This window comes from Bacteroidales bacterium, assembly GCA_013141385.1.
In the GTDB taxonomy this organism is placed as follows: Bacteria; Bacteroidota; Bacteroidia; order Bacteroidales; family Tenuifilaceae; genus UBA8529.
The window spans coordinates 24,952-51,051 of sequence record JABFRB010000051.1 but is presented as its reverse complement, the minus strand read 5'-3'; the positions used below and the strand labels follow the sequence as shown (position 1 = coordinate 51,051).

Sequence of the window (26,100 nt, the reverse complement as noted above, 5' to 3'; positions counted from 1 at the left end):
TGCGTAGGCGTACTTTGCGCTTGCGCTTGTCGTTCAGAATTTTCTTTATACATTGCCATTGGCTATTGGTTAGGCTGGTTTGGTATTTTATCATCGCTTGTTCAAATTGGAGTTTGTGCAAGCTCAGAAAAATTGATCGGATTAGCTAATCAATAGCCTTATTTCTAGTAAATTAAATTTAAACAGGCTCTAAATTCCATTGAACTTCAAACCGAAACTTAAATTAATGGGTTATTTTTGTATAATAACTTGAATAATATGACGCAGGATACGGCAATAAAACTATTCAATGACAAGCAAATACGCACTCTTTGGGATGATACACATGAGAAATGGTATTTTTCTATTGTGGATGTTGTGGGTGTATTAGCCGAAAGTAGTAATCCTCAAACTTACTGGAGAGTACTCAAAAAGAGACTTTTAGATGAGGGAAATGAAACCGTTACAAATTGTAACGCTTTGAAAATGCTCGCTGCTGATGGCAAAATGAGATTGACCGATGTAGCTGACACAGAACAACTATTCCGCTTGATTCAAAGTATTCCATCTCCTAAGGCAGAGCCATTTAAAATGTGGTTAGCACAAGTTGGAAGAGAACGAATAGACGAAATTGAAGATCCCGAAATTGGCATAGACCGATTGATGGAAACTTACCTTCGAAAAGGGTATAGTAAAGAGTGGATAAATCAACGACTCAAAAGCATCGAAATTCGAAAGGAACTTACAGATGAATGGGATAACAGAAATGTTAAGAAGGGGCAAGAATATGCAATTTTAACAGATGAAATAACAAAAGCGTGGAGTGGTCTTACAACAAAACAATACAAGGGCTATAAAAACCTAAAAAAAGAAAACCTTCGTGACCACATGACCAATCTTGAATTAGTATTGAATATGTTAGCGGAAGCTTCTACCACCGAAATCTCAAAGAAAAAAGAACCTAAAACCTTTCACGAAAACAAAGTAGTTGCTCAAAAAGGCGGGAATGTTGCAAAAGCAGCACGTTTGCAATTAGAAAAAACAACAGGGGAAAAGGTAGTAACAAAGTTAAATGCCAAAAACTTAGATAATCCTATGTTGAATGCCAGTAATGATGAGGAATAAACAACGAAGCACATCGTATTTGACTGATAACGCATTTGGAGTTCTTATCACTTTTTGGTAGTTTTACTAACATGTGATAAGAAAGCAGTTTCAACCTTACAAACACAACAAATACGCGGAACGTTGTACACAAACATCTGAACAAGCCATCATCGTTTATTAGTATTTTTAGAAATTGTTGTATATTTGACTCAAGTTCAGATTGATGAAATGAACAAGATACTGACTGATAGGATAACTGACTTAAAGAAACTTTGTGAAATTTACAAGGTAAGGACGATGTATGCCTTTGGCTCTGTATGTACTGACCAATTCAATGAGAGCAGTGACATTGATCTTTTAATCTCTTTCGACAATTTATCAATCGACCAATACACCGACAACTATTTTGATTTACACTACAAACTTCAGGATTTATTTAAACGCCGCATCGATTTACTTACTGAAAACTCTCTTTCAAACCCATATTTCATAAAAGGTATTGAACAAACAAAACAGCTAATTTATGCAGCTTGAAATCCAAAAATTTTTGTTCGACATCAAAACCTCGATAGATTCGATTAATGAATCTTGGTGAGAATAGAGATTTCAACGCATACAAAACCAATAAACTTCTTAAACGGGGAATAGAACGAGAGTTTGAGATTATTGGAGAAGCAGCTAGTCGAATTCTAAAAATTGATTCCACCTTCCCGATTGACGATGCAAGAAAGATAGTTGATTTGCGAAATTGGGTAATCCATGGTTATGACAGAATAGATGATGTAATAATTTGGGGAATAATCTCAAAACAACTTCCAATCCTTCAAAAGCAAGTTGAGTCCTTATTAAAGGACGAATAAGAGCTTGTGTACAACAGTGTATTTATTGGCTCCACCGAACTCACACAAAACGCTCGGTTGCATTTGGGCAGATGCCACATTTGGAGTTCTTAACGCTTTTTGGTAGTTTTATTAACGAAAGTTAAGACACCAGTTTCAACCGAAAGTCCTTTATAAGTTCAGCAAATCTAACAGACCGAAGGGAACTCAACAAAGTCAAACTCTAAACAAAACAATTAAGCAAAATGCTGTGTTTAATATTATGGACATAATCGTTACCACGAAATATTATCTCACTATTTAAAAGAAGCATTATGACAATTTTAGATGAGCAAATAAAGAATTGTTTAAACCTTGGATTTCATAAACACCTTGGTTTATCGGAGCAAGAGTATAAGGATTCTTTTCGCACAAAAGCTATTCAACCAGTGGAATATAAAGGAATATTTGATTATCCTGTATTGGTAGAAACTCGTATTCCGGTAAAGGATCTGTTAATGCTTTCAAAAATAGGTGATTTTATAAATGTTGGAAATATTAAGCATCAAACTGATGAAAATAAAACTCCTTACATATTCTGGACTCATGATTTAATGCGATATAAAGGCAATACAATATCCGAAACACAATCAAAATGTTTGGATTTTGAAATTGGATGTAGCATAATCGAAGTAGTTTCCTTTGCAATCCAATACCCTCATTTATGTAAGGGTAAAGCAATAGACTCTCCAATAACAATTTTCAAAGGAGATTATTTTGCAAGTTTGATAGTTCACCAGGAAAAAACAGAACTTGCATCTCACTGGATAAATGATAGAACCGAAGGTTTTTATTCTTTAACCCGTGGTAAATAGATAATTAGCCTAACATTTGTGCTGACTATAAGATTTAAAAGAAAAAAAACTACATACAGCACGCAACCATAAAACATTACCAGTAATTTTACGAATCGGAATAAAATTAAAAACATGAAAAGAACATTGATTTTTATAATAATTGGATTTATTCAATTTTATGGGTATTCCCAAGGGTTTGATACAATTAAAGTTACAAAGGATATTGAGCTAATAAAAATCTCACCATCAGCTTATGTTCATATTTCATATAAGGATGTGCCGAGTTATGGCCGAGTACCAGCAAATGGTATGATTTTAATCAACAATAATGAGGCTTTTATATTTGATACGCCTTGGACAGATTCATTGACAAACGATCTGCTTCAATGGATTAAAAATAAAATGCAACTAAAAATTGTTGGATTTATACCAAACGATTGGCATTGGGACAGTATGGGAGGTTTAAAGCTAATAAATGATTTAGGTGTGCCGACTTATGCAAATGAGATGACTAAAGAACTCGCCCAAAAGAAAGGATTACCAGTTCCCAAAAATGGTTTTATAGATTCATTGGCATTAAAATTTGGCAAGTTTGATATATGTTGTTATTATTTTGGAGCAGCTCACACTATTGATAATATTGTGGTATGGATACCTTCCGAAAAGATATTATTTGCAGATTGTATGATAAAAGAGTTAAAAGCAAAAGACCTTGGGTTTACTGGCGATGGAGATGTAAACTCTTATGGGATAACAGTAAAAAGAGTTATGGATAAATTTAAAAGCATCAAATATGTTGTTCCGGGACATGGGGATATAGGGGGAAAAGATTTGATTGAACACACATTAGAGCTAACAAAAAAGAAATAAACACAGCAACTAACAAGCGATTATAAAATATATAGATTCTATTGAGCTTTCGAGCATTCCGTCTCGCATGATAACAGATGAATCCTCCCGATTCAGCGCATTTCGCACCACAAAACATTAACCATAAGATCAATAAATTTTTGAATGAAATGAATCAAACTTTTAAAATATAAAAATGCAACTGAATATTGAAAAATTACAACATCTGATAGGGAAAAACTCCCAGTCATATGGCTCACCAGTAATGAAGTGGCTTAATCCAACTCTTATAAGTGTTAACGAAAAAGGGCTAACATATAAATATCTTATCCGGAATGAAATGACAAATCCATCTGGAAAATTGCACGGAGGAATATCCGCTTTAATTATCGATGATGCTATTGGAGCAACTATGATTGCTTTTAATGAAAATTTTATTTTTGTTACTGTCAATAATAATATTGATTATAAAAGTGCTGTAGATGAAGGGGAAACCATTATTGCTGAGACCTCAATATTAGAAAGTGAGAATAGGATAATAACTGTTCAATGTGATATTTGGAATGAAGATAAAAGCAAAATAGTTGCAAAAGGCACATCAAAACTATTAAAGAGGCCGAGATAAATTAACTTGAAGGGTTTCACAACAAAACATATAAAACAAAGCAACAGCGATGGATTTTCAAGCAATCCTGTCTGCATCAATACAAACGTAGCTCCACAATCCGTTTCATTTCAAATAAGCAACCCTTACCAAGTCAATAAAACTCCTACCTAATCCTGTCAATGTAAATTAAACTGGTAAACCAGCCCCACATTAACTCCAAAACACTTGGGTTTAAATGGGGTATCACCAACCCCTTTCAGGTACCACTTAAAGTAAGGCTCTATCCACAAATTCCAACGTTCCCCTAAACGATATCGATATTCAAGACCCAATGTCAGGTTTCCGAAAATATTATAATCTGAATAAGGCTTGGGTTCTTTCTTCTGAGAATTTGTTGTTTGGCCAATTATCCTATCGTACTGATATTTTTCACTCTGCATAATAACAGCCGCAATTGAGGTATTTAGAATAATTTCCGATCTATCCTTATGCAAAAAATGTAAACCAATCTCAATTGGTACTTCAAAGTAATTCCAAGTACCTTTATTAACATGAATTGAATCAATCACATATTTTGACGTGTCCGAACCTCCTATTTCTAAGGATTGAAATACCTTTTCGTTTTGCCAATTGTACTGTCGTTTATAAAAACCAATCCCAACCGATAAACCTTTAGAAATTGGCCCCTCTAGCATTATACCAGCACCTTGGCTAATACCTCTTTTGCTTTGAAAACTTCCAAAAACCAATTCGGGGGAGTAACCCAATTTTACCCTGTCTGGTCCAATAAAATTCTTATATAAATCATCCTGCATATTAAACGATAAGTTGAGTTTTCCCCAATCAAACAGTTTTCTTCTCGATTTATCCTCATTCTTAGCCAACCTAATTACTGAATTATTATGATTTCGATTAATCCTTAATTCCTTCTCATAAACTGGTTTTATAATAATACCTGTACTTGAAGTTCTTAATGGTTGAATTGGTTGAATGTCTGTATTTACAAATATGGCAATTGAGCCTGAATCATTAATGGGAACCTTTGATTGTTCTTCCATTTCATCAACAAAAACTTGTCTAGTCTGATACTTAGCAATAATCTCAGGTTCAATATTAATTTTCTGAGCAATACTTGAACTATTCGAGGAGTTCAAATTCGATTCTGATAATTCAGGAATACCTGAGTTTGCTAATTTTTGTTTTTTAAAATTTGGTCTGGTATTAGATTGAAAAGTATTACTTGTTGAATTAGTGGCCGTATAGATCTTATTTTGCTCAATTGTGTTAGAATTTGAATAGAAGAAAATATAATATGAACCCATAAATATTATTGATATTATAATACCACACGTAAACCCATTGAGCCAGGTTTTCCATTTACCAGATTTTGGAATAGCTGTTTGCTGATCGAGCAGGGCAGACATTCTTTCCCAGCTCTGATGAGTGCATTGAGGTTGATACTCCTCAAGCGTCGATCGTATTTGATCCATTATATGTTTATCGTCAGGATTTTGCATACAAACGGTGCTTTTCAACAAGTTCAACAACTCTTTCTTTAGCTCTGCTCAAATTTGAACGGGATGTGTTAATGCTAATATCAAGCATTTGAGCAATCTCTTCGTGTGAGTACCCCTCCATAACGTAAAGGTTAAAAACCAATCGATACATCGGGGACAATTTCTGAAGTAAATCTATTATCTCTTCTGCATGAGGAAATTCAAAACCCTCATCAACAGCATCGTGCTTTTCCTCAATGAGTTCAATGGTGTCGAAATTTCTCAACTCTTTCCTATTATAATCAAGTGCAGTATTCACAACTATTTTTCGTACCCAAGCTTTAAAACTTTTATCGGTATTGTGACTTTCAACCTTTGTAAAAACCTTTAGAAATGAATCATTCACTATCTCCTCAGCCATTACACGTGATCCTGAGAAACGAAGGGCAATACTCATAGTATAGCCATAGTATGAGTAGTAAAGGTGTTCCTGCGCTTTTCTATCGCCACGGGAACACCTTTTTAATAATTTATTTAGCTGTTTCTGCTCGTCCAACCCCTCGTTTTTTACTTATAATCAGTCTATTTCATCTTTTCTAATGCCTTAATATTGATAATTTCAACAACCTTACCTTGCCATGAACCACATATATTTGTTGAATCAGCAAGCCAAGTACGTTCATAGGTAATTTTAAGTTTATCATTTAAAGCAGGTGTATAAACAATGCCACTCTCAATGATCTTCGGAAGAAAACAGGTATCACTGCTAACGCCCTTTAACCATAAACTACCCCACGCACCCTTATCGCATTCTTGGGATACAACCTGAACCTCTTTTTTGAACCGGGTTGGGTTAGTGATTGTTCCCCCATTGTTTCCTCCATCATTAGAGTATACAGCAGGAACTACTATAACATTAGATAAGTCTGATGAATTTATTACATTAAAATACAAACTTTTATCATTCCTCAAACCATCTGAGATATTTAAACTGCTAATATCCAAAAGTAAAGAATCTGCAATAAGTGTTGTTCCATCGTCAACAGTATTTCCATGAAAAACCTTAAGATCGATAAACTTCTTGGCATTAATATCTTGAACATTGCCATCCCAAGTTACAAAAAACTCATGACCAACCTTACCCCCTGTATATGTTATTCCCATATACAGGTACTTATCATATACACCTGCATAGCTGATTGTAAAAGGTTTTGAATTAACATCAGCAGGACTTGGGTTAACTACCGAGAATCTTAAACTCGATTCATTCTTTTGATTTACATCGTTTTCTTTTTTGCAAGCAGATAAGAAAACAAAAACAACGAGCGTTGTTAGTGGTAATAATGCTAAACTTTTCATATTGTTTGTTTTTATTTACCTGCCAAGACGTATTATTTTTAAAAAACGATGCGAGTGAAATAATATTTTTATAAAAAAACTTAAACTCTATTTTTTTGATTTCACTATTTTGATAGCTTTAAAAGAAAATATTAGAATTATAAACCAACTCCATTTTATATTAGCAATTTAATTGATAAATGTAAAAGCTATGGAACTCCACTCAATACACAACAAATCTGAAATTCTTAAATTCTTAATGTCCAACCCTGAACTACAGGTATATTCAATTGGCGACTTGGATGAATTTTTCTGGCCCAAAACAATTTGGTACTCACTTAAAGAAAATGACGAAATAAAAGCATTGGCATTGCTTTACATCGGCATGTCAACTCCTACCCTACTTGCTATATACGATAAAGATTTTAGTGCTTTCAGAGAACTTATTGAGAGGTTAAAACCTATACTTCCAACAAAGTTCTATGCACACCTAAGCCCTGGTTTAGTTGATATTTTCGGCAAAAACAATATCATTCAGAATTTTGGAAACAATATTAAAATGGCTCTTAGACCCCCCCCTTTGCAGATAAATGATAATAACATTCGAAAACTAGTTGTTGATGATATCCAATTAATCGAAGAATTCTATAAAAAATCTTATCCCGATAACTGGTTTGATAAAAGGATGATAGAAACAGAAAAGTACTTAGGCTATTTTATCAATAATATGTTAGTTGGAATTGCTGGGATTCATGTCTATTCAAAGGAATACAAAGTAGCAGCATTAGGAAATATTGCCACGCACCCCGATTATAGGGGAAAAGGAATAGGGTTTAAGCTAACATCAGCCCTTTGTTCGGATTTGAAAAAAACCGTGGATCATATCGGATTAAACGTAAAATCAAACAACGATACGGCAATTAGCTGTTACAAAAAGATTGGGTTTGAAATCATCGGAAACTATGATGAATGTTTAATTAAAAATGGATAAGCATACCCAAGTATAAAACTTAATAACTTCGTTCATCACTATTATTTCATTTAAACTTTCATAATTCATTAAAATTTACTAAGAATCCTTCTTTTAAATTGACAATTCTATCCCTTTAAATTCTGCTTGGTATTATTGTTGTGCTAAATTATGCTAAATTCTTACAGTTGGAAATAAAAACCTTTTCAAAAATCATTCGTAAATAAATCATTTTCTTATACCTTTGAACCCAATAATTTAAAATTATCAAAACCATGAAAAAGATATTACTTTCACTATCAGCACTTTTTATTGCCGGAATGCTACACGCACAAACCACTGAGGTTCAACAAAAGGCAGACAAAGCAAATATTACATTTACAAGTTTGGAGCATAACTATGGTACTGTTGAGTGGGACTCTAACGGCACATGTGAGTTTGAATTTACAAATAATGGCAAAGAAGTTCTTACTTTAACCAACGTTCAAGCTTCTTGCGGTTGCACAGCTCCCGAGTGGTCAAAAGAGCCTATTAAACCAGGAGAAAAAGGGAAGATAACCGTTAAGTACAATACAAAGATTCCTGGAGTATTCCAGAAACATATAAGAGTTTCATCCAACGCAACTGAAGAGCCTATTGTTTTAACAATAAAAGGAGAAGTTAAGCCACAAACTCAACCTCAAGAACAACCAAAGAAATAGTTTTTCTAAAAAAACTTTATAATGCCTATAATCTCCGATAAAGGTAAAGCGATGCCAGCTTCACCTATTAGAAAATTAGTTCCTTTTGCCGAAGAAGCAAAACGTAAGGGTCGTAAGGTATATCACCTAAATATTGGTCAACCCGATATACCAACACCAAAAATTGCTTTAGATGCAATAAAGAACAATCCTTTAAACGTAGTAGAGTATAGCCATTCTGCTGGTAACGAGAGTTATCGTAAAGGGCTAGCAAACTACTACAAAACTATTGGCATAAACATAACTCCAAACGATATTATCACAACCACGGGCGGTTCAGAGGCTATCACAATTGCCTTTATGACCTGTTTAAATCCTGATGATGAGGTAATTATCCCAGAACCCTTCTATGCAAATTATAATAGTTTTGCATTACAGGCTGGAGTTGTAGTAAAACCAATAACATCATATATCGAGAGCGATTTTGCTTTACCTCCAGTTGCCGAATTTGAGAAGTTAATTACTCCAAAAACAAAGGGAATTGTAATTTGTAACCCCAATAACCCTACTGGTTATCTATACTCTCAGGCAGAATTAGAGCAGTTAGCAACCATTATCAAAAAACACGATTTGTACCTATTCTCCGATGAGGTTTATCGTGAGTTTTGTTACGATGGGGAAACCCATTTCTCTGCTATGATGCTTAAGGGTCTTGAGAACAATGTAATTCTTTTGGATTCCGTTTCGAAGCGTTATAGCATGTGTGGTGTTAGAATTGGAGCTTTAATATCGCTCAACAAAGAGGTAGTTGCCTCGGCATTAAGATTTGCACAGGCAAGACTTTCACCACCATCATACGGTCAAATTGCAGCGGAAGCCGCATTAGCAACTCCAAAGGAATATTTCACCGAAGTTTACAACGAGTATATCGAGCGTCGTAACTATATGGTTGATGCGCTTAACAGGATGGAAGGTGTTTACTGCCCAAAACCAAAGGGTGCTTTCTACACTGTAGTTAAGCTACCTATTGATGATTCCGATAAATTTGCTCAATGGTTACTCGACAGTTTTGAATACAACAATCAAACTGTTATGCTTGCCCCTGCTACAGGTTTTTACTCAACATGTGGTTATGGCAAAAACGAGGTTCGTATTGCATACGTTCTTAAGATTGACGATTTAAAGAACGCTATGAAGTGTTTAGAAGAAGCATTGAAACAATATCCGGGTAGGACTATTTAGTAAGACCAAATATTAATTTAAAAAAATGTCATGGTATTGGCCATGACATTTTTTATGCCCTTTTATCTCTTAAAAAGTTACCCGATTTGGTAACTTTTATTATCTTTGCAGAGTATGGGAATAGTAAAGGAGAAAACGTTAACCGAGTACTGCAAACTTAATAGATACAAGCAAGCTGAGGAATCTATTAAGGCTTGGATCTTCGAGGTTAGATTCTCAACCTGGAACAACGCTAATGAGCTTAAATTGAAGTACGGCAACGCTAGCATAATTAACTCGAAAAGGGTTGTATTTAACATCAAAGGCAACGATTACCGATTAATAGTTGATGTAGAGTACAAACTAAAGGTTGTTTTTATCGTGTGGTTCGGCACACATAAGGAGTACGATAGAATAGACGCTAAAACAGTGAACTATGAAAACTAAAATACTAAAGACGAAAAAGGAGTACAACGCAGCCTGCGAAAGGATTTATAGTCTTATCCACAGCTCCGAAAACCCCATTGAACCAAATAGTTCGGAGGGTGAAGAGATGGAACTCCTATCATTGCTGGTTGAAAAGTACGAGCAAGAGCACTATCAGCTTGGCACACCCAACCCCATTGAGGCGATTAAGTTCAGAATGGAACAGATGAACCTTAAGCAAACTGATATCGCCCCGCTATTTGGAGGAAAGACAAGGGTATCAGAGGTGTTAAACGGCAAAAGACCGTTAACACTAAAGATGATAACCTTACTCAACAGATATCTAGGAATTCCATTGGAGTCATTGGTTAGTGGTAATAAGGATATAAAACTGGAACCTGCAAAACGGGAACGAATTCTAGGCATAGCCTCTATTAGAGACTATGTAAAGGGTAGTCATGTAGCCATGATCTAATCCACCACGTTCATCGGAAACTGTAAGTAAAAATAAAAAATGAATGGGTTCTGCTGTCAACTCCCGCAAAAGTGTGGAACAAGTTGTATCGCCATCGGGCTATAGTAAACAGGCTGTGCCTGCAATATAAAGGATTAGAAAACCCATCTCACAGCGAGTTTTGCTTTTATATGAAGATAAGTTGATTGCGTTGGTTAGAATGACTATATAGTGATTTGCGGCAATAAGAATCTTTTTACAACCCAAAACCAGAGATGTCTTCTTTTTCTTAAAAAACCATTTTCTACCCCAAATTGCTTTAATTTGCATGAATTTGTATACTTTAGTAAAGAATATTTTACAAGATTGATGAAACACACTCTATATGCTATAGCAATTGTTCTGCTCCTTGCTAATCCCATTTATGCACAGCTAGATACAATTTCGACTGGGGCAGAACAAACCGAATTGTACATCCCTAAAATCAGCCATAAGAAGATTGCAGTGGTGGCAAATCACTCCTCAACCATAGGAAAGGTTTATTTAGTTGATAGTTTAATATCCTTGAAAATCAGAATCAAAAAGATTTTTTGCCCCGAACATGGTTTTCGTGGTGAGGGCGATGCTGGGGAATTCATTAGGAACTATACCGATAAAAAAACTGGTTTACCAGTTATATCGCTTTACGGAAGCCATAAAAAACCATTGGTTAAAGATTTAAAGGGTATTGAGATTGTAGTATTCGATATGCAGGATGTTGGAGTTCGCTTTTATACCTACATCTCCACAATGCATTATGTGATGGAGGCTTGTGCCGAGCAGGGCGTCACATTAATTATCCTTGATAGGCCAAATCCCAATGGGTTTTATGTTGATGGCCCAATACTCGATACCACCTACCGTTCCTTTGTTGGACTTCACCCTGTTCCACTGGTACACGGAATGACCATTGGTGAATATGCTCAAATGATTAATGGCGAAAAATGGCTAAAAAATGGCATTCAATGCAACATTGTGGTTATTCCTTGTAAGGACTATACTCATAAAATGATGTACTCTCTGCCAGTACGACCATCTCCAAATCTACCAAACCAAACCTCCGTTTTACTATACCCATCACTTGGATTTTTCGAAGGAACACGTATAAGTGTTGGGCGAGGAACCGATTTCCCTTTTCAAATTTTTGGACACCCCTCTCTCCCAAATACTGGATTTTCTTACATTCCTGTTGAAAAAATTGGAGCTAGTAAAAATCCTCCATTTAAAAACGAACAGTGTAATGGGTTCGATTTACGTGAATATTCAGCAAAGTACTTTAAAGATAATCCAAAAATTAATCTTGATTGGCTTCTTTTCGCATACAAAATGTTTAACGATAAAAAATCATTCTTCAATAACTTTTTTGTTAACCTTTCGGGAACACCAGAACTAAAGAAACAGATTGAGCAAGGGCTCGATGCTGATGCAATTAGTAAAAGTTGGGAGAAACGGCTTAATGACTTTAAAAAGGTTAGAAAGAAATATCTTTTGTATCCCGATTTTGAGTAAAACAACAAATCAAAAAAGATAAATGCCTAAAGTAAGTAAGTTTTATGTAGTGTGGTCGGGGCTAAAACCGGGCATTTACGAATCGTGGGATGAGTGTCAAAAACAGATAAAGAACTACCCCAACGCAAAATACAAAGGGTTTCCGACCCGAGTTGCAGCCGAAAAAGCCTACGATGGAAACTATGAGGAGTTTAAGAAAAAAACATCGAAAGAGCAAACACTGTTAGGTCTTCCAGAAGATCAGCCTAAGCCTGTTTTCCCTTCAATTGCAGTTGATGCTGCTTGTAATACAGTAACAGGTGATATGGAATATCAGGGGGTAGATGCAAAATCCAAAAGGTTAATTTTCCATCAGGGGCCATACCGCGACGGAACCAATAATATCGGCGAGTTTTTAGCAATAGTTCATGCGCTCGCAATACTAAAACGAGAGAAAAGTAGTTTACCCATCTACACCGATTCAATGACGGCCATATCATGGGTTAGAAATCGAAAAGCGAATACAAAACTTGCAAAATCACCCGAAAATGAATTTCTTTTCGAATTACTGGAAAGAGCAGAAAAATGGCTAAAGGAGAATATTTGGAAAAATCCAATCTTGAAATGGGAAACTACCATATGGGGCGAAATCCCTGCCGATTTTGGAAGAAAATAGTTAGAATTAATCAATAACATTTATCTTAGCATGCGAATTGAGTGGCAAACAAAAAGCGGCAAGTGGTGTACGAAAAGAGAAAAGTATTGGGTAGCATATTAACTTACTAACTTATTAACTTGTCAAAGTGAATCTTGAGAATTTCATAGCAAAGCGTTTGATGAGTAAGGATGGCGGAAATGGAACCCTATCTCGACCGTTCATTCGTATTACCACCATTGCCGTGGCGTTAAGTTTGGCTATTATGATTATAGCTATTGCTGTGGTTACAGGATTTAAAAAGGAGATAAGCGAAAAAACAATAGGTTTCGGTAGCCATATCCAACTCATAAATTACGATAGTAATCGCTCATACGAAACCAAACCAATTAGCAAAAATCAGGATTGTATTCCTAAGATAAAAGCGATTAAAGGCATTCGTCATATTCAAGTATTCGCTTTAAAACCAGGAATCATAAGAACAGATACTGATATTCAAGGTGTTGTACTTAAAGGAATTGGTCCGGATTTCGACTGGAGCTTCTTCAAAAAAAGTCTTGTTGAAGGAAATATCTTTGAACTCTCTGATACATCAACAACAAATAACACCCTAATTTCGAAATCCCTTGCTCGCTTACTTAAATTGAAGGTTGGCGATAAGATCGATATGTTTTTCGTGCAAGAGCCCCCGAGAGTAAGAAGGTTTACCATTTCTGGAATTTACGATACAAAAATGGGTGAATTCGATAAAACATTTATACTTGTTGATATTAGGCATATTCGTAAACTGAATAACTGGAAGGATGATCAAATATCAGGATTCGAGATACTTGTTGATGATTTTGATCGTATTGAGGATTTGGCTTTACAAGTAGATGATATCTCTGGATTTATCTTTTTTGATGATGGTTCCAAACTCAAAGTGCAAAGCATAATTGAGAAATATCCCACCATTTTCGATTGGCTCGGGCTTCAAGATATAAACGCGGTTATCCTAATAGTTATAATGATTCTAGTTGCTGGAATTAATATGATTTCTGGTCTTCTAATTATAATTCTTGAACGAATTAAAATGATAGGTATTCTAAAAGCAATGGGAGCAGCAAATCCTTTAGTTCGAAGAATCTTTCTTATTCAATCGGGTTTTATTGTTTTACGTGGACTATTTTTCGGAAACCTTATTGGCTTAGCAATTTGTATTGTCCAAAAAGAATTTGGAATTATCAAATTAGATGAAGCAAGTTACTACCTATCAACCGTTCCAATATACCTCAACGCTATCCATATTCTCCTACTTAACATTGGTACATTTCTGGTTACCATTGCAATGCTTGTAGTTCCATCAATGGTTATTTCTAGGATAAGTCCTGAAAAAACAATCAGATTCGATTAGAAGCTATTATCCAAAATTACTTTTGACTCTTTGGACGGATTCTTAATTTTCCTATTAATTTGGTTGATATCAATCTCCTGATCAAAATTCTTAATAAACTTCAGCCTTGTATCCGTAGTTACACCTGTTGAAATATTCAAAATCTTAACCCTGAATGGGTTTGAAAGGAATAGATAAATCTCATTATCGCTCTTCCATGTAACAAACTCTGGCACAAAATTTAGCAGATAAGAGAAAAGAGTATTTTTAGAAGCGTAATCATCAATCACTAATTTATTTTTAATACAATATGCCATCAACAATCCATTCTGTGTAAATGCAGGCAAACCACTCTCTTTTGAATACCGTTTGAATTTATTGTTTTTTAAATTATACAGATAAATTCCATTAATGGAATCGACTTGAGTTACATTTATTATACCAATGCCAATGTAGGAACTATTCTTATCCAACCGGGTTGAATACCTAGAAGGCCATCCAACTACCTTTCCAATTTTTGTAACTAAAATAGTTGAATTGGTTAAAGTATCTGTTTTAAAAAGTCCAAAAAGATAACGAACATCTCTTGACATACCTCCATCAGGGAAAGTGCTAATGCCTTTTGGCATCTGAAACTCTCTTGCATTGGCAAGATAGTAGTATGAGGAGCCAGAAATAACTCCTCCAGAGGATGTATCAAAGGAATAATGCAACTCCCTATGGTAACAAGATGAAAGTGCGCATAAAGCAATTAATACAAAAAGGTTTTTTATGATATTAAACATAGTCAATAGTTTATCACAAAATACTTCGAGTCAAATTTATGAAAATTAAGTAATTATGTCTTTTTTATCAAATAATATTTCAATGAATTAACAATTAGTTGATAATTTGTTTTTTGTCTTCCGTTTCACATTTTGGAATCATCGGAAACAAAGCTAATTTAGGGCTGCCATTTTAAGGGCATTTTTACAGGATTTACTTTGCATTCAGCATATAACTTTTGTGCCACAGACATTAGTATTTTAGGGCACGATAAGCTAGATATTGAATCATAAGATTAAAAGTTTGCTATAGTTAATTTCTTTAATTTTGTTGGTTTCGCTGAACCCATAAGGGTTCATCAGATCTGAAAAATAACTAAAATTTATACGCGTGAAACATCCATGATATTAGCCTTAACGCACAAGAGAATGACTATCCTATGGATGTTCCATCTGCACCTTATAAAAACAAAAGAATAGACAGATGAAAAAAGGTTCAACACCAACTAAGAAGTTCGATCCACATAAGAACTACCAAACCACCATGAAATCTATCGGCTACGTAGTTCGTAAGAAAGCTACAGTAGAAGATTATCAGCGGATAGGCTTCAAATCAGGCCTTGAGGTACATCAGCAACTTAAAACAAAAAAGAAACTCTTCTGTCGTTGCCCTGCGGGCATATTTCACGATAGTAACGACTACCATGCAGAACTAATCCGTCACATGCGTCCAACTCTGAGCGAGATGGGTGAATATGATGGTACTGCGCTAATGGAATTCAAAACTCGCAAGGAGATTACTTATCGTATTCACAACCAAACTACCTGTACATACGAAATTGATGATACCCCACCATTTCCAGTTAACCGTGAGGCATTAGAAATCGCTTTAGAAATCTCACTACTTAGCAAACTCAACATTGTTGGTGAGGTTCATATCACCCGCAAACAATACCTTGATGGTTCAATTCCAACAGGATTTCAACGTACAGCCATTTTAGGAGTTGAGGGTGCAATTCAACTTAAAAACAAAAAGGTTGGTCTAATTCAGCTAAGTATTGAGGAAGATTCTTGTAGAGAAATCTCCGATATTGGTCATCAACGTATCTATAAAACCGATAGGTTGGGAATGCCACTTATCGAAACTGTAACTCACCCTCATTGCCTTACCCCCGATGAACTTCGCGAAGCAGGTGAATACATTCGTTTTCTAAATCGCAGTACTGGTAAGGTTCGCACTGGAATGGGAGCAGCCAGACAGGATACAAATGTAAGCTGCGAGGGAGGTACAAGGGTTGAGATTAAAGGTGTTTCGCATCTAAAATGGATTCCAGAATTATCGCACAATGAGTGCTTCCGTCAATGGGCATTATTGAATATTCGTAAATTACTACTTGAAAAAGTAAAAACATCTGCCAATTGGCAGTTAAGACATATTGAGATTGATCCACGTGACATTGGACTAGAATATCAGTCAGCAATCAATTATGCTGATGTTGGTTATAAAGTTTATGCTATTTGCTTACCAGAGTTTAAAGGTATCCTATCACATTTTACGCAACCTGGAAAGAGTTTTACCAATGAGCTAAGCGATAGGTTAAAAGTTATTGCAGGGATAGAAAAACCTAACATCACTAGCACTGAGGACTTAGTTGCGCCTTTAAATGCAAAAGATTTCAATACCCTCTCAATTCCACTAAAAGCTACAGAGGATGATGCAATTATCCTAATTTGGGGGCCTGCAGATGATATGAAAACTGCATTGGAAACCATACAGGAGCGTTGTATGATGGCATTTGATGGAGTTCCCAGAGAAACACGTAGACCATTGGAAGATGGAACTACACTATTTGAAAGGGTTTTACCGGGTGCTGATCGTATGTATCCTGATACCGACTCTGCTCCTATTCCACTGGAAGAAAGCTATATCGACATGCTTAAAACGCGTATCCAAATGGATATTGCCGATAGGTATAAGCAGATGAAAGACTGGAAGATTCCTTCTGATACTTACACATATCTCCTAAAGAAAAACCTTGTTCCTGTTATTGAGCAACTAGTTAAATTAGGTGTTTCAGGTCGATTTGCAGGCACTTTCTTAGGTCATCAGCTAAAATTTGTTGAGGGAAAGATCGAAAAACACAACGATTTTACTTATAACCGAATCATCGAGATGTTTGAGTTTCTTAATAAACAAAAACTACAACCATCCATTGCTAAGATGATGCTTCCAATTATCTATCAACACCCCAATATGGATTTCGATTCAGTACTTACTAGCTTAAACTTTAAACGACGTACAAAGGATGATCTTTTGGCTCCGGTTGATTACCTACTTGAGAAATTCCGTGAGATTAGAGTTTCAAAAAGCAGTTCACCTGATGTAGCCTTAAACTGGGCTATGGGTCAGTTAAACCGTCAAGCTTTAGGGAATGTTGATCTAAAGGATTTAAAGAAGAGCATCGAGAAAAAGCTTGTTAAGTAGATTTAGTCATAATTAGAAATATTAGACACAATGGAAGATATTTTTCAAGGTTATAAAGGCAAAGCGCTAGAGGTGCTTAAAAAATATAATGTTCGTGTTTGGGGTAAAGCGGTTATCGATACTACACGTGGTGAATTTAAAGGAACTGTTCTCCCTCGTTCTGAGAATGATGACGATCAACATATCGTGCTAAAAATCGAGACCGGATATAATATTGGAATAGACATCGTTACCATCAAAGGGATGAAGGAAACTGGATACTTTAAAGCCACCTATAAGATCCCTGAAAAAGAGTTTCCGGTTACTCCAAACCTACCAAAAGTTAAGCTTTTAGGAACTGGCGGTACAATCGCATCACGCCTTGATTATAGAACAGGTGCGGTAATTCCTGCTTTTTCACCAGGAGAATTATATGGTGCAGTTCCTGAACTTGCAGATATTTGCAACCTAACTACCGAGAAACTTTTCGCTGTATTCAGCGAGAATATGGGTCCCGAACAGTACAAGGCATTGGCAATTGCCATTGGAAAAGAGATTGAGAACGGTATTGATGGTATTATAATTGGACATGGAACTGATACCCTGAGTCATACCGCAGCGGCACTTACCTTTATGGTGCAAAATTCTCCAGTTCCAATTGTACTAGTTGGTTCACAACGTAGCTCCGACCGACCGAGTAGCGATGCTGCTTTAAACCTAATGCACGCAACAACCGCAGCGGGTCATTCGGATATTGCAGAGGTGATGGTTTGTATGTTTGGCCCAACTTCGGATGAGTACGGATTTTTGCACAGAGGAACACGTGTACGTAAGATGCACTCCTCCTACCGTAGTACATTCCGTACAATTGGTGATACTCCACTTGCCACGGTTAGCCGCAGCGGAGTAAAACCCATAAAGGAGGATTACAACCATCGTCGTAAGGATAGAAAGGTTAAGATTCTTCCATATTTTGAGGAGAAAGTAACGATTGTTTACTACTACCCAAACATGCAACCCGATATTATTGATTCGTTGGTGGAGAGTGGGTATAAAGGGATTATTATTGCAGGAACTGGACTTGGTCATATCAACAAACCGCTTTATCCTGCAATTGAACGTGCCTATAAAAAAGGTGTTCATGTATTTATGACAGTACAAACTCTATGGGGATTTGTTCATATGTACGTTTACGATACCGGTCGAGACCTAATGGCTAAAGGAATTATCCCTCTTGAGAATATGATCCCCGAAACAGCCTACATTAAGTTGGGTTGGGTTTTAGGTCAAACCAACGATCGTGAGGAGATAAAGCGGCTAATGCTTACCCCAATAAATGATGAGATTACGCAAAGGGAACCATATAATGGATATTTGATTTATCAAGGTGGTGTTCCAGAGGTGGAAGCATTTATTAGGAGATTTAGGAAGTAGGAAGGCAGATCGACTGATATATATATAATTTCGAATTAAGTTCGCAAAGCATTGATTTAATGACACTTTGCGAACTTTTTAATTTTGGTATAATAATTACAAAACGTACTTTATAACCACAAAACCACCAATAATAAAAGTGGTAAGCCCTAATGCTAAAAGGTTAAAATACTTCTCAATGAATTGCTTAATTCTTGAGCCATATTTCCAGATCAAAAAAGTAACAATAAAAAATCTTGCCCCTTTACCTATAACCGAAGCGAGAAAAAACATCAGTAGGTTCAAATCAAAAACCCCAGCTGTTATAGTAAATACTTTGAAGGGAATTGGGGTAAATCCTGCTGTAAAAATCACCCAAAAACCCCACTGTTCATATAACACTTTGATACTATTATACAAACTAACCGAAAATCCAGGTATATTATCAAAGAAAAAGTTAGCAAATCCTGTAAAACTCCCATCCAATTGTAGCCATGTGAAATATCCTACCGAGTAGCCAACAAGTGCACCTGCCACAGATCCAATAGTACAAATCAAAGCATATTGAAAAGCCTTAACACTACAACCCATCACAAGCAGAATAAGCAACACATCTGCTGGAACAGGAAAAAATATCGATTCGGCAAATGCCAAAACAAATAAAGCTATTGATCCATAAGGAGTTTTAGCCCAATGTGAAACCCATCTATATAATCTTTTGAATAAAGTCATAACTGTTTTATAATCAATAAGAAATATTTTAGTTAATACGAAATAAAGATGCTGTCTAAAAAGAAAGGTTCACGCTAAGAACGCAAAGTAAATTATTCGTTATTTCAACACTTTGCGATCTTAGCGTTTTTCCTTTGAGGGCTTTGCGAGAACTAATTTTGACTTTTCAGACAGCCTCTTCCACCTTAACTAACAAAAAACTAAAACCGAAAGAACTCATATTTGTTTAGTCGAAAAGTTCCGACAAGAAATTCTTTTTCCGTCCGTATTTATTATAGCCATGTGAATCGTGACCATCGTGATGCTTTTCGTAACGGTGGCTTTCACCACCAAGAAAAGAATCTGATTGGTTCTCAAGGGCATAGGATCTTTCAATAATTTTCTCCAATTCTCCTCTATCGAGCCAAACGCCCCTACACTGAGGGCAATAATCTATTTCAACACCTTGCTTATCAGTCATAAGAAGGGTTACATTACATTTTGGACAATTCATAGCATTCATTTTTAAATTATTTTTACTTGTCTCTTATTACAAATTATTGGTCGATACGCTTTTTATTTCCCTGTTCCATTCCAAAGCTTTTCAACAAAACTGGTTATACTACTAAATATGCCTTGTACACCATTTTGCATTATATAATCAAGCAATTTAAAAAGCAAGGGGATCAGAGCAACTATCAGTAGAATCACTATTAATACTAAAATGATGACAAGCACAATAACTGCAACTCGTAGTTTCTTATTACTCCAAATTTTATTTAAGAGATAATCGTGAAACTGATATTTGCGTAGGTAGTATTCCGAGCTTCTACCTGCATAGTCATAGTCATCGTGGTTATAACTATTCTTTCCGTAGCTCCCGTGGCTTCTATGTTTATCATGGTGTTCGAATAACTCATCAAATCCCATATTGTTATCATTAAGATAATTATTAAGAATCATTTTCTTTAATCAAATGGTTCGGTATGAACTGTAATATCACACCTATCAATCTCTTTACAAATCACCCGCTCAAGTTTATTGCATATTTCATGTACCTCACCTAGTGTCAATCTTGAGTCTAATAGGATGGTTACTTTTACGAAGGTGTCAGCCCCCGCAGTTCTAACACATAAGTTCTTGTAACTATTAACTTCAGAGACAGTATTAATAAGAGCTTCGATTTTGGCTACATTATCCTTAGGTGCATGATCAAGTAATTCATTCATTGAACGTTTGCCTAACCTATAGGAAATTACTATTACAATTAATGCAACTACTAATGCAGCAACCGAGTCGGCAAAAAAGAAACCAAAATTTGCACAAATCAACCCTACAAGAACAACAGCAGAACTCCAGATATCAGTTGAAAAATGAAGTGCATCAGCCTCTAATGCTTGACTATTATACTTTTTAGCTACACGATACAACGCTCTTGAGCGTGATATATCAACCACTATTGAGGTTACAACTACGATATAACTCCATACATTTATCTCAATATCAGTATTGCCTGTGATCAGTCGATGCAACGCTTCATAGATAATCCAGGCACAAGTAATTAAAAGCAGAATGGTTTCGAGGAATGCGGAAAAATTCTCAACCTTACCATGTCCATAATGATGTTTTTTATCTGGAGGCGTATCTGACATCTTAACCGAGAAATAGGTTATCACAGCTGCCACTAGATCCAAACCTGAATGCAAAGCCTCGGAGAGTATACCAAGACTACCAGTAATAATACCAATAACAAGTTTAAAACCTGTTAAGAATAGTGCAGCAAAAACGGAAATACCTGCAACACGTTTTTTTTCATTTATCATAGTAATTATTGGTATAGATGAGTAAAACCGATACCCCATCCGATTTATTTCAGATAAGAACAAATTAATTTTATGAAAGAATTGTTAAACTAACTTGGGTGGTTGCCAAATTGAATTGCACCTTTTCTGTGGAGAAAAAGGGTTAGAAATAATTTGATTCTCCGTTCCTAATTGTGGAATTGTATAATTTAAAGCGTATGGCAAATTCCAATTATCCTCTTCAAGTGAATCAAAAAGATGATTGTTGCTAGAGATTTCAGAATCGTCTATATCCGTCAAATAATGAGTGCAGTATATTTGATGGTTTACGAGAGCAATAGTCTTACCTCCCTCTAAATAAAATAAGGTGATTATAATAAAGATAAATTTAATAACATTTCCCTTTCGCATTCTCATATATATCGCACTCAAAGATAATTGAAAGATGATAGGATAAATTATTGACTATCCATTTTTTTGTTTTTTTAACACTAATGTCAATGGTTCGCTATAGTTTTATTATTGATTTGTAACATATTGTTTTTGTGATATTTTGTGTTTTGGTGGCAAAATTTTATAATAGCCACAAAATCACCAAGGTACCAAAATACACCAAAAAATTTACCGAACTATTGTAATTTAAAACGATGAACTTAATAACTCAATAGATTATGAGAAGTAAGCTCCAATATAATATTCTATTTTCTGGCGAATAATAGGAGTTTCGATTATAATATTTTATGTCATAAAATAGCTTTTAACAGAACCCAATTAAACACTCATTTTATTAATAGATAAAATCCTATTTTTTCATTAATTTAATTATATGTATACTATAAATATCATCGAAATATCATTTTTTTTAATATTACGTTTTAGAAATATATTTATCCACTAATTAATTTAACCTATGAAAAAAATCTTTACTTCATGTCTTATTGTTATGCTTTATTTTTCTGCTGTTGCTCAGCAAACTAATTGGCAGTACTTAGGACAACAAAAAAAAGCAACTGCTGATTTTGAGTTAATCAAATCGAATCAGTCAGAAATCGTTGTAAAATTCTCCCAAAGCGCCTATGGTTTACAAAGTGTAAATACAACCAAAGGCAATGCTTTTGTTGTTTTATCTTACAAAGGAGCTCAAATTCAAAAGAAAGGTGCTCCAGATTTGGGTAAGAATACTCAATCGGTCATTATTCCTGATAGGGATGCTATGGCAATTGAGGTTGTTAGCTCAAAGTTCATTGAGGTGGATAATATTGATATTGCTCCTTCAAAAGGTGTAATATCTAGGGATAAAAACCCTAACAACATCCCCTATGAATATGGCGTAGAGTATCAAACAAATGCTTTTTTCCCAGGTGATATTGCATCTCTAGGAGATCCTTATATTATTAGAGATTTCCGTGGGCAAACAATCATTATGCAACCCTATCAGTATAACCCTGTTACCAAAAAACTTCGTATTTATAGCGAAATTATCGTAAAGGTTATCGCAACTGGAAAAGAGGGTAGAAACGTATTAAACAGACAAAAGGCTTTAAACCAAATTGATGCTGGTTTCAAATCAATCTACTCAAACCACTTTCTCAACTTTACAGCAAGTAAGTATACTCCCTTAAGCGAAGCTAGCAAGAAAATGCTTATTATAAGTTATGATAGCTACGCAAGCGCAGTACAACCACTTGTTACATGGAAAAACTCAATTGGTTTCACAGCTACATTGGTTAACTACTCAACAATCGGCAGCTCTGCTGCTCTTAAAACATACGTACAGAACTTCTACAACACCAACGGGTTAACATATCTGTTAATTGTTGGTGACAATGCTCAGGTTCCAACCTCAAGCACAACAGCCGGTGATTCAGATAATAACTATGGTTATACCGTTGGTACCGACCACTACCTAGATATTTTTGTTGGTCGTTTTTCTGCTGAAAGTGTTGCAAATGTTACAACACAAGTAAATAAAACTATCTACTATGAAAGAGATATGCTATCTTCCGCAACTAACCTTACAAAAGGTGTTGGAATAGCATCAAACGAAGGCGTTGGTGGTGGTGGCGATATGGGTGAAAGCGATGAACAACACATGAATAATATTAAAACCGATTTAACCAACTATGGCTATACAATTACCGACTGCTATCAGAATGGTGGTACAGCAGCTCAACTTACAAGTTTAATTAATACTGGGACAGGTATAATCAACTATGTTGGCCATGGCAGTGAAACCAGTTGGTCTTCAATGCTTTATACCAGTACAAATGTTGCAGCATTAACCAACACCAATAAATACCCATTCATAATCTCTGTTGCTTGTGTTGTTGGTAACTTCAAATCAACTACCTGCTTTGCCGAAACTTGGTTACGTAGCACGGATGGCAGCAGTAACCCAGTTGGTGCAGTTGTTTTCTGCGGATCAACAATTAACCAATCATGGGCTTCACCAATGTTAGCTCAGGATGAAATGAATGACTTACTTGTTGCCAATACATTCAAATCTTACGGTGGAATGTTTGTTAACGGTATGTTCAAAATGATTGATGGTTATGGCACAGACGGTGAAAATATGGCTGATACATGGACTGTATTCGGTGATCCATCATTGTACACAAGAACTCCAGGGCACCTGAATGGCCCAACAGCTAGTAGCGATACGCAGGCTCCAACAGCTCCAACCAATCTTGCATATTCAAATGTTGCACAAACAACTTTAACTTTAAGTTGGACAGCATCAACCGATAACGTAGGTGTAACTGGATATGATGTTTACAGAAATGGCTCATTCTATGCAACTTCAACCACTACAACTTACAATGTTACTGGTTTAACAGCGGGTACAAGCTACTCTTTCTATGTTAAAGCTAAAGATGCCGCTGGAAATGCTTCTGCTGCTAGCAATACTGTAAACGTTACAACACTTAACCCAGTAGCACTTACACTGCCTGTTACTGAAAACTTTGCAGCCTCAACATTACCAGCAAACTGGACAACCCAAAATACAGGAACTGGTATTACTGAGCGTTGGACCATGTCAAATACAGCAACTGCAGGTGGTGCGGCTTATGAGCTAAAATGTACATACCAACAGGTAAACCCAGCAACCACAAGGATTATCACTCCAGCAGTTAATACCGTTGGAGTTAGCCAAGTAACATTCTCCTTCAAACATATGCTTGATGCCTATGCTGCGGGTGTTACTTTACGCCTACAAACTTCGAATGATAAATCAACATGGACAAATACCAGCTGGTCTGTTGCTACATCGGCTACAAATATTGCTGCTGCCACTGTTAATGTTACCGTAACAACGAACCTAAATTCAGCAGCTACCTATTTTGCACTTGTTGCTGATGGTGACTTGTATCAGATTGACTACTGGTATATTGATAATATTTCAATTACTACCGGTGGCTCAACTACTATTCCAACCGTTACAACAACTGCTGCATCAAGCATAACCTCAAGTTCTGCTACAAGTGGCGGTAATGTAACTGCTGATGGTGGTGCTACAGTTACTGAAAGGGGTATATGCTACGCAACAACCGCAAACCCAACCACCGCAAACAGCAAAGTGGTAACTGGTTCGGGTACAGGTACATTTACTTCAAATATGACTGGTTTAGCTGCAAATACTCTTTACTATGTAAGAGCATATGCAATCAATGCAAACGGAACTGCTTATGGTACACAAGTATCTTTCACAACATTAACAGGTGGTGGTGGATCTACTGTTATAATTGGTACTGGAACTGCAACACAGGGTTACCCGCTTAGCTGCTACTATGGCTATGAGAGAAGCGCATCACTTTACACCGTAGCAGAGGTTGGCGCAGCAGGTATAATCAATAAAGTAGAGTGGTATCCAACAATAACATTATCATACAATGTTCCTGTGAAGATTTACATTAAGCATACTACTGCCACTACAATTACTGCTTCAACTTGGGCAACAGCAATTTCGGGTGCTACATTGGTTTATAACGGAACAATGGCAGGAACAACCGCTAACACTTGGAAAGCATTTGCACTAACAACAAATTTCAGCTATACGGCCGGATCGAATAACGTATTGGTTCTAGTTGAAACTAACTACACTGGAACTGGTGCAGGTACAAGTACAGGTCCAGCTTGTCAATACACATCTGCAACTAGCAAGCACATGTATATCAGAGCTGATAATACTGCACCAACAGGTACAGCAACTGTTTCAAGTTATCGTCCAAATATTAGACTTACATTCGCAAATAGAGGTGTAACTCCTCAACTCGATGAGACTAGAGAAGTTCCTAGTACTTTCGGAATTAGCGTATACCCAAATCCTACCGATGGTGAATTTAAACTTCAAATTAATTCTGAGTATACTGGATCAGTTCAAGTTACAATATACAATACTATTGGTCAGGTAATTAAAACCTTACCATTCAACAAATCAAACGTAAACGAAGAGAGACAAATAAATCTAGCAAATCTTCCTGCTGGTATTTATATCGTTAATGTTAGAATGAATGGTGAAACTATGAACAGCCAAATTGTACTGAAATAGTCTTTAATTTCAAAAAATAACCTTTATAGGTTATCGGTTTT

At 35.9% G+C, this 26,100-nt stretch carries 24 protein-coding genes and 1 pseudogene; 17 read left to right on the top strand and 8 right to left on the bottom strand.

Going from position 1 to position 26,100, the window contains the following annotated elements; all coding sequences use genetic code 11:
• Positions 1-258 precede the first annotated feature (258 nt).
• From HOO91_21505 to HOO91_21480, 6 genes and pseudogenes are all read left to right on the top strand, one after another.
• Positions 259-1,104 (top strand): Bro-N domain-containing protein, encoded by an 846-nt coding sequence (locus HOO91_21505; protein ID NOU20141.1) that lies wholly within the window; start codon positions 259-261, stop codon positions 1,102-1,104.
• A gap of 210 nt (positions 1,105-1,314) precedes the next feature.
• Positions 1,315-1,620, top strand: coding sequence for a nucleotidyltransferase domain-containing protein (locus HOO91_21500; protein NOU20140.1), 306 nt, complete (start codon positions 1,315-1,317; stop codon positions 1,618-1,620).
• Positions 1,610-1,946, top strand: a pseudogene (locus tag HOO91_21495) (DUF86 domain-containing protein). The gene HOO91_21500 and the pseudogene HOO91_21495 overlap by 11 nt, the downstream one beginning before the upstream one ends.
• 293 nt (positions 1,947-2,239) lie before the next feature.
• Positions 2,240-2,779: a hypothetical protein gene (locus tag HOO91_21490; protein ID NOU20139.1), complete on the top strand. Its 540-nt coding sequence runs from the start codon at positions 2,240-2,242 to the stop codon at positions 2,777-2,779.
• A gap of 114 nt (positions 2,780-2,893) precedes the next feature.
• Complete coding sequence (gene bla / locus HOO91_21485; GenBank protein ID NOU20138.1) at positions 2,894-3,631, top strand: subclass B1 metallo-beta-lactamase; 738 nt, start codon at positions 2,894-2,896, stop codon at positions 3,629-3,631.
• Between the two features lie 175 nt (positions 3,632-3,806).
• Positions 3,807-4,235, top strand: a complete 429-nt coding sequence (locus HOO91_21480; GenBank protein NOU20137.1) for a PaaI family thioesterase — start codon at positions 3,807-3,809, stop codon at positions 4,233-4,235.
• Between the two features lie 158 nt (positions 4,236-4,393).
• On the opposite strand, the gene HOO91_21475 is transcribed toward HOO91_21480, so the two are convergent.
• The 3 genes from HOO91_21475 to HOO91_21465 are packed head-to-tail and all read right to left on the bottom strand — an operon-like array spanning position 4,394 to position 7,072.
• Positions 4,394-5,734, bottom strand: a complete 1,341-nt coding sequence (locus HOO91_21475; protein NOU20136.1) for a hypothetical protein — start codon at positions 5,732-5,734, stop codon at positions 4,394-4,396.
• A complete protein-coding gene (locus tag HOO91_21470; protein NOU20135.1) occupies positions 5,721-6,269 on the bottom strand; it encodes an RNA polymerase sigma factor in 549 nt (182 codons plus the stop codon). Before HOO91_21470 ends, HOO91_21475 begins: the two co-directional genes overlap by 14 nt.
• Before the next feature lie 26 nt (positions 6,270-6,295).
• Positions 6,296-7,072, bottom strand: coding sequence for a hypothetical protein (locus tag HOO91_21465; GenBank protein ID NOU20134.1), 777 nt, complete (start codon positions 7,070-7,072; stop codon positions 6,296-6,298).
• A 190-nt stretch (positions 7,073-7,262) separates the two neighbouring features.
• On the opposite strand from HOO91_21465, the gene HOO91_21460 reads away from it, so the two are divergent.
• The 8 genes from HOO91_21460 (at position 7,263) to HOO91_21425 (ending at position 14,377) form a co-directional block, all read left to right on the top strand.
• Positions 7,263-8,042 carry a GNAT family N-acetyltransferase gene (locus HOO91_21460; GenBank protein NOU20133.1) on the top strand — a complete coding sequence of 260 codons (780 nt, stop codon included), beginning with the start codon at positions 7,263-7,265 and terminating at the stop codon, positions 8,040-8,042.
• Between the two features lie 299 nt (positions 8,043-8,341).
• Positions 8,342-8,722 carry a DUF1573 domain-containing protein gene (locus tag HOO91_21455; protein NOU20132.1) on the top strand — a complete coding sequence of 127 codons (381 nt, stop codon included), beginning with the start codon at positions 8,342-8,344 and terminating at the stop codon, positions 8,720-8,722.
• A 21-nt stretch (positions 8,723-8,743) separates the two neighbouring features.
• The gene (locus HOO91_21450; protein NOU20131.1) at positions 8,744-9,943 is read left to right on the top strand and encodes a pyridoxal phosphate-dependent aminotransferase; all 1,200 of its coding nucleotides are present in this window, start codon (positions 8,744-8,746) and stop codon (positions 9,941-9,943) included.
• A 114-nt stretch (positions 9,944-10,057) separates the two neighbouring features.
• Complete coding sequence (locus tag HOO91_21445) at positions 10,058-10,369, top strand: type II toxin-antitoxin system HigB family toxin (GenBank protein ID NOU20130.1); 312 nt, start codon at positions 10,058-10,060, stop codon at positions 10,367-10,369.
• Entirely contained in the window at positions 10,359-10,823 is a 465-nt protein-coding gene (locus HOO91_21440) for a helix-turn-helix domain-containing protein (GenBank protein NOU20129.1), read from the top strand. Before HOO91_21445 ends, HOO91_21440 begins: the two co-directional genes overlap by 11 nt.
• 348 nt (positions 10,824-11,171) lie before the next feature.
• Positions 11,172-12,350 carry a DUF1343 domain-containing protein gene (locus HOO91_21435; GenBank protein ID NOU20128.1) on the top strand — a complete coding sequence of 393 codons (1,179 nt, stop codon included), beginning with the start codon at positions 11,172-11,174 and terminating at the stop codon, positions 12,348-12,350.
• A gap of 22 nt (positions 12,351-12,372) precedes the next feature.
• Positions 12,373-13,005 (top strand): ribonuclease H, encoded by a 633-nt coding sequence (locus tag HOO91_21430; GenBank protein ID NOU20127.1) that lies wholly within the window; start codon positions 12,373-12,375, stop codon positions 13,003-13,005.
• Between the two features lie 127 nt (positions 13,006-13,132).
• Entirely contained in the window at positions 13,133-14,377 is a 1,245-nt protein-coding gene (locus HOO91_21425; GenBank protein ID NOU20126.1) for an ABC transporter permease, read from the top strand.
• Here HOO91_21425 and HOO91_21420 read toward each other — a convergent pair.
• Entirely contained in the window at positions 14,374-15,141 is a 768-nt protein-coding gene (locus tag HOO91_21420) for a hypothetical protein (protein ID NOU20125.1), read from the bottom strand. The two genes, HOO91_21425 and HOO91_21420, sit on opposite strands and share 4 nt — an antisense overlap.
• 463 nt (positions 15,142-15,604) lie before the next feature.
• Here HOO91_21420 and gatE point away from each other — a divergent pair, with 463 nt between their 5' ends.
• Both gatE and gatD read left to right on the top strand, forming a co-directional pair.
• Positions 15,605-17,605 (top strand): Glu-tRNA(Gln) amidotransferase subunit GatE, encoded by a 2,001-nt coding sequence (gatE, locus tag HOO91_21415; protein ID NOU20124.1) that lies wholly within the window; start codon positions 15,605-15,607, stop codon positions 17,603-17,605.
• Positions 17,606-17,635: 30 nt separating this feature from the next.
• Entirely contained in the window at positions 17,636-19,018 is a 1,383-nt protein-coding gene (gene gatD / locus HOO91_21410) for a Glu-tRNA(Gln) amidotransferase subunit GatD (GenBank protein NOU20123.1), read from the top strand.
• Positions 19,019-19,114: 96 nt separating this feature from the next.
• Here gatD and HOO91_21405 read toward each other — a convergent pair whose 3' ends face one another.
• From HOO91_21405 to HOO91_21390, 4 genes are all read right to left on the bottom strand, one after another.
• A complete protein-coding gene (locus HOO91_21405; protein ID NOU20122.1) occupies positions 19,115-19,729 on the bottom strand; it encodes a DedA family protein in 615 nt (204 codons plus the stop codon).
• Positions 19,730-19,955: 226 nt separating this feature from the next.
• Positions 19,956-20,222 carry a hypothetical protein gene (locus HOO91_21400; GenBank protein ID NOU20121.1) on the bottom strand — a complete coding sequence of 89 codons (267 nt, stop codon included), beginning with the start codon at positions 20,220-20,222 and terminating at the stop codon, positions 19,956-19,958.
• A gap of 62 nt (positions 20,223-20,284) precedes the next feature.
• Positions 20,285-20,671, bottom strand: coding sequence for a hypothetical protein (locus HOO91_21395; GenBank protein NOU20120.1), 387 nt, complete (start codon positions 20,669-20,671; stop codon positions 20,285-20,287).
• Positions 20,672-20,676: 5 nt separating this feature from the next.
• Complete coding sequence (locus HOO91_21390; protein ID NOU20119.1) at positions 20,677-21,531, bottom strand: cation transporter; 855 nt, start codon at positions 21,529-21,531, stop codon at positions 20,677-20,679.
• Between the two features lie 889 nt (positions 21,532-22,420).
• On the opposite strand from HOO91_21390, the gene HOO91_21385 reads away from it, so the two are divergent.
• Positions 22,421-26,059, top strand: coding sequence for a T9SS type A sorting domain-containing protein (locus HOO91_21385; protein ID NOU20118.1), 3,639 nt, complete (start codon positions 22,421-22,423; stop codon positions 26,057-26,059).
• Positions 26,060-26,100: the final 41 nt, after the last annotated feature.